Source organism: Caulobacter sp. CCNWLW153 (assembly GCF_036889365.1).
Classification (GTDB): Bacteria; Pseudomonadota; Alphaproteobacteria; order Caulobacterales; family Caulobacteraceae; genus Caulobacter; species Caulobacter radicis.
The window spans coordinates 1-5,396 of record NZ_JBAKFV010000036.1 but is presented as its reverse complement, the minus strand read 5'-3'; the positions used below and the strand labels follow the sequence as shown (position 1 = coordinate 5,396).

The window sequence follows — 5,396 nt, the reverse complement described above, 5'->3', positions numbered from 1 at the left end:
CTAGCGATCGTCTGACGGTGCTGGCTCACGATCTGGCCGGGGCGGACAAGGACATCAGCTTCGGGTTCGCCTACAACTCGGCCGGGAACCGCTGCTTGGCCTTGGGAAGCTGACCGATGGCGTCCACCTGCTGTTGCAGGCGTGAGGCCGGGCCGCGCTTGCCGGCCGGTCGACTCGTGGCTTGGCCGGTCAGGATCTCCGCAATCTCGAATGTCAGCTGCGGCCTGGGTCAGCTTAGCCCGAAATGCATGACGACCCTGTGCAACGATCTTGGACAGTTGCAGCCAATATGGATGCGGAATTCGCGTCGGCGTCGCGATTGCAGGCAATTCGGAAAGCCGAGACCCGCGCTGTATCCGAGGGGCTGGATATTATTTCGGAAACTGCGCATGTTAGTTGGTTGTTGCTTTAAGTAAGTGATTGTAAAAGCAGCATTTTCATACCTTTTCTTCGTCATGAAGCGTTGCAATTGCCGCGTGCTCTGGTGTTGCGCGGGTACGGCCGCCGCCGTTTGATCAGGGCCGACACCAGAGGTGCGCTAGAGCGCTTTAGATTTTGTCTGTGGATAGGATTCACGCCAAGGCCAAGAGCCGATTTTGGCGCAGATCAGCAGGCGGCCGATGCCCCTTCGCGCACCGTGTCGATGAAGGCGCGCAGGGCTGGGCTCATCTGGCGTTGCTGCGGGAAGCACAGGTGATGGCCTGGGAAGGGCTCGCACCAGGCCTCTAACATCGCCACGAGCCGGCCGTCGGCGATGGCTTGGCGGGCGGTGCGTTCGACGGAGAAGGCGACGCCGACGCCGTCGATGGCCGCCTGTAGCGCCATGTCCTTGCTGTTCACGATCAGCGGGCCGGCGACCTCGACCTCGAACCAGGCGCCGTCCTCGTAGAACTCCCAGCGATAGGGCTGAGCGCGGCCCGGCCAGCGCCAGCGGATGCAGTCATGGCCCAGGAGGTCGCGCGGATGGACGGGAGTACCGCGCTCGGCGATGTAGCTGGGGGCGGCGACCGGGATTTGCCGCACCGGCGGCTCCAGCGGCACGGCGACCATGTCGCGCTCGATCACCTCGCCGAGGCGGATGGCCGCGTCATAGCCGGCCGCGACGGTGTCGACCACTTCGTCGTCGACCGTGACGTCCAGCACCACGTTGGGATAGGCGCGTCGGAAGGCCGGCAGGATCGGCTGGATGTAGAGCTCGGCGGCCGACCGAAAGGTGTGGACCCGAACGGCGCCGGAAGGACGCTCCTGGTAGAGGCGAGCCTGACCGACGGCCTGGCTGAGTTCGGCCACGGCCGGGGCGACGCGGCGCAGCAGGTTCTCGCCGGCCTCGGTGAGGGAGACGCTGCGGGTAGTGCGGTTCAGCAGCCGAACGCCGATCCGATCCTCGAAGGTCCGCACGACTTGGCTTAGCGCCGAGGGCGTCACGCCCAGCGCCTCGGCGGCGCGGGTGAAGCTCAGGGCCTGGCCTACGGCGACGAAGGCGCGCAGGTGGGCGAAGTCGCCGCCGCTGAGCATGGGGTCAGCTAAGGTAAAGCTCATTCTTTAGTCCGACTTACAAACTTTCGAAGTTCGTTGCGTATTCTGTAGTCGGCGCGATGGGCGCACAAGGCGCACCTCACAAGGAGCGTGCGATGACGAAACATTGGTTCATCACCGGGATTTCGCGGGGCCTGGGGCTGGCGCTGGCCAAGGCTGCGCTGGCGCGAGGCGACACCGTGGTCGGTACAGTCCGTTCGGGCGCGCCGCCAATCGAGGCCGAGGCGGGAAAGTTGCACGTCCTGATGCTCGACGTCACCGACGGTGCGGCGATCACCGCCGCCGTGGACGAGGCTTTCCGCCTGGCTGGCGGACGGCTGGACGTGGTGGTCAACAATGCCGGATACGGTCTGCTGGGCGCGCTTGAGGACGCCACGGACGCAGAGGCCGAGCGCCTGTTCGCCACCGATGTCTTCGGCCCGTTCAAGGTCATCCGGGCGGCTCTGCCCAGGCTGCGGGCGCAAGGCGAGGCGCGGATTGTGAACATCACATCGATCGCCGGCCGCGCGCCAGGCGCCGCTTCGGCGCTCTACGCGGCTGCCAAATATGCGCTCGAGGGCCTGACAGCCTCGCTGCATCAGGAAGTTGCGCCGCTGGGCGTCAAGGTGACAGCTGTCGCGCCCGGCGCCTTCCGAACGGATTTCCTGTCGGCCCACTCGATCCGCCTGAGCGAGACGCGCGCCGAGGGCTATGGCGGCACGGTCGGCAAGGCCAGCCATGCCTTCTCGTCGATGGCGGGCCAGCAGCGGGGTGATCCGGATCGTGCGGCCGGGGCCCTGCTGCGGATCGTCGATGCACCCGATCCGCCACTGAACCTGCTGCTCGGCTCAGACGCCTTGCGGCGAGCTCGCGCCAAGCACGCGGCGGTCGAGGCGGAGATCGATACCTGGGAGGATCTGACGATCAGCACCGACTTTCCAGAGGTCGAAGCGCGCTGAGGGCGGAGAGCTCGGCGGCGCCCGCGATGAACCGGGCGGCCCGATCGTTCCCGGATCAGCCGTTGTAAAGATCCGAGTCGGGATCGTGCTTGCCCCGCACCTCCGTCGATACGATTTCGGCGGCGATGGCGGAGTAGGTGATGCCGTTGCCGCCGAACCCCATGACGGCCCAGGTGTGGTCCATGCCCTCCACAGGGCCGATGCTGGGCAGGCCGGTGGCGCTGGAGCCGAACGCGCCCGCCCAGATGTAGTCGATAGTGAAATCGACATCGGGCAAGAGGCGCCGGAGCTTGGCGGTCAGGATGGCGCTCTTGCGCTCCAGTTTCTTCGAATCCTCATGTGCGGTGGCGTCGGCTTCGTCCTCGCCGCCGGCGATGATCCAGCCTTCGGGGTCCATGCGCAGATACAGGTACGGATCGGACGCCTCCCAGACCAACGCGTCGACCAGCCAGACGGGCCGATGCCTGCCGGGCTTGGAGGCCATGGCCCAGGTCGAGACGACGCTGGCGCCCGGCGTCGGCATACCCTTGGGAAATTCGTAGCCGCAGCAGAACACGGCGTGCTTGGCGCGCACCGCATGGCCGGCATCGGTCAGGAGGGTCACGCCGTCGGGATCGCTGGCGGCCTGGGTCACCTCCACCGGTGACCATATCCTGGCGCCACGGGCGTGGGCGCGCCGCAGGAGGCCCGCCGCCAGGCGGGCAGGATCGCCGGCCGCCGATCCCGTAGAAAGGATCGCGCCCGTCCGATCGAGGCCGAAGCGGTCGCGAAGCTCGGCCTTGCTCAAGTAGCGGCTGTCGAGGCCGATCTGCGCTCGGGCATGGGCTTCAGCTTCGAGCGCGCGCGAGCCATAGGCGTCACCGGCGAGATAGAGCGAGGACTTGGGGCGAAGGCCGCAGACGATCCGCTCTTCGGCTACGATCCGGCGCAGGTCCTCCACGGCCCTGTACGATCGCAGATAGGCCCGCCGGGCCTTGGCGACGCCGATCCTGTCGCTCAGCGCCGTCAGCGGAAGGTCGATCTCCCATTGCAGCAGCGCGGTCGAGGCCATGGTCGAGCCGGTCAGGGGAGGGCGGCGGTCGAGCACGGCGACCGAATGATCCTTCGACAGTTCGTGGGCCATGAACGCGCCGCTGATCCCGGCCCCCACGATGGCGACATCGACGCTGATCGCCTGGGTCAGAGGACGTGTCGGCACGCCGAGGCCATGGCTGTCGGCCCACAGCGATCTTCCGGTTCTTAGGTCACGTTTCCTGGTCGCGCCGGTCATGGGCTCTCCGCCTGAGCGAGGCTAAGCACGCGAAGCGGGGCGGGGTTCCCGTCGATCGCGGCGGGCGGCGGGCCTCGCCGACGCGTCTTGAGGACGGGGCCGCTAATAGCGCCAGAGAAACGGCGCCGATTGCCACATGATGGCGATGGCCGAGAGCATCGAGGCCAGGACTGAAAGGCGCTGGACGAAAGCCCCGCCGAGATCGGGGCGCCTGGTGGCGCGCCAGGCGCGAACGGCCAAGACGACTGCGGCCAGAACGCAGGCGAGCGTCAGGCCCGCAAGAAGCCAGGTCAGCGGCGCCTGGTGTTCGTATGGGGATATGTCGACCAGACTGGCGATCGCATAGGCGGCCAGGAAATGCGCCGCCCAGAGCACAAGACCGCCCAGCAGGGAACGCCAGGTGTTCACGTAAGACCTGCCGGGAAGAGGCGCGTGACGCCGAGCCCGACGAGGCCCTGGCCGGCGGTGTAGGCCAGGAACAGGCCGACCAGCTCGATGGTCGCCGGCCGGTCAGGGCCCACATAGCCGTACAGCCGTCGCATCAGCACATAGAGCGCCATGATCGCCGCGACGGCGACGAAGAAGCCCTGCCAGGCCAGGATGGCGTGGACGATCGCGCCTTGAGCGCTGGCCTGGGGCGACAGCCCGGTCGCACGCCAGGATGACAGGTCGACGCCGAAGGCCAGCGTCAGCAGGGCGGCGCCAGCGAGGACCATGGCTGTGGCCAGCCAAGGGCGCGCGAGCTGGCGTCTGGCCAGCAGGGCCAGGGCGCCGCCAGTCGCCGCCGACAGGGTCGCGACGGCCAGCGAGGCGGTGTCGGGCGGCGGTCGCCAGGCGTCGGGATTACGGCTCCACAGGAAGACGTAGGAGAACACCGACATGGCCAGCACCATGCCGCCGACCACCAGGGTCACGATCATGGCCCACCAGCCGGTGCTCGACGGTCCGCTGGCATAGGTCGGCAGCTCGATCCCAGCGCCGACGTCGACCGTCTGCTGCGGCAGAGGATGGTCGAGGAACCAGCACCAGCGCAGCACGCAGAGGATGGCCAGAACGCCGCTCAGCACCGAGGCGGCATAGGCCTGCACGGTCAGCAGCAGGAAGAAACCGGCGGTGAACACCGCAGCCCAGACGTGCCAGCCCGAGGGCACGGGCATGCGCAGCAGGTGCTGGGGCTCGGCGTTGACCGGGCTGGTCACCAGGGTCTCGCGGCCGCCAGTCGGCGCGCCCGGCAGGAAGTAGCGTCCGGCGGCGACGTCGCGTGCGAGGTTCTTCTGGTCCCAGAGCGGATAGAGCGATCTGACCACCGGGATGCTGCGCGTCGAGTAGAGGCCCGCCGGCAGCCATTCGAGTCCGCCGCCGTCGTAGACGTTGCCGGCCTCGCTGGAGCCGAAGGGGCGGAAGTTACGGATCATGTCGATCAGCCAGATCAACACGCCTGCGGCGAAGACGAAGGCGCCGATGCTGGAGATGAGGTTCGGCCACTCCCAGTCGCGGCCGGCGGCATAGGTGTAGACGCGCCTGGGCATCCCCATGAGGCCGGTCAGGTGCATGGGCAGGAAGGCCAGGTGCATTCCGGCGAACATCAACCCGAAGGTCCAGCGGCCCAGGCGCTCGCTCAAGGGCCGGGCCGAGACCATCGGCGTCCAGTA

General features: G+C 67.7%; 5 protein-coding genes. 1 reads left to right on the top strand and 4 read right to left on the bottom strand.

The genetic code is table 11. The annotated features are described in order from the left end of the window. Positions 1 to 606 precede the first annotated feature (606 nt). The gene (locus V6S85_RS26465) at positions 607 to 1,539 is read right to left on the bottom strand and encodes a LysR family transcriptional regulator (RefSeq protein WP_334350803.1); all 933 of its coding nucleotides are present in this window, start codon (positions 1,537 to 1,539) and stop codon (positions 607 to 609) included. A 56-nt stretch (positions 1,540 to 1,595) separates the two neighbouring features. Here V6S85_RS26465 and V6S85_RS26460 point away from each other — a divergent pair, with 56 nt between their 5' ends. After that, positions 1,596 to 2,474, top strand: coding sequence for an SDR family NAD(P)-dependent oxidoreductase (locus V6S85_RS26460; protein ID WP_334350802.1), 879 nt, complete (start codon positions 1,596 to 1,598; stop codon positions 2,472 to 2,474). Between the two features lie 55 nt (positions 2,475 to 2,529). Here V6S85_RS26460 and V6S85_RS26455 read toward each other — a convergent pair whose 3' ends face one another. The 3 genes from V6S85_RS26455 to V6S85_RS26445 all read right to left on the bottom strand — a co-directional run. Further along, the gene (locus tag V6S85_RS26455; protein WP_116563681.1) at positions 2,530 to 3,744 is read right to left on the bottom strand and encodes an NAD(P)/FAD-dependent oxidoreductase; all 1,215 of its coding nucleotides are present in this window, start codon (positions 3,742 to 3,744) and stop codon (positions 2,530 to 2,532) included. 102 nt (positions 3,745 to 3,846) lie between these two features. Further along, positions 3,847 to 4,152 (bottom strand): hypothetical protein, encoded by a 306-nt coding sequence (locus V6S85_RS26450; protein ID WP_334350801.1) that lies wholly within the window; start codon positions 4,150 to 4,152, stop codon positions 3,847 to 3,849. Beyond that, positions 4,149 to 5,396 (bottom strand): cbb3-type cytochrome c oxidase subunit I (locus tag V6S85_RS26445; RefSeq protein WP_334350799.1); only part of this gene is annotated, 1,248 nt, incomplete at its 5' end. The genes V6S85_RS26445 and V6S85_RS26450, both read right to left, overlap by 4 nt.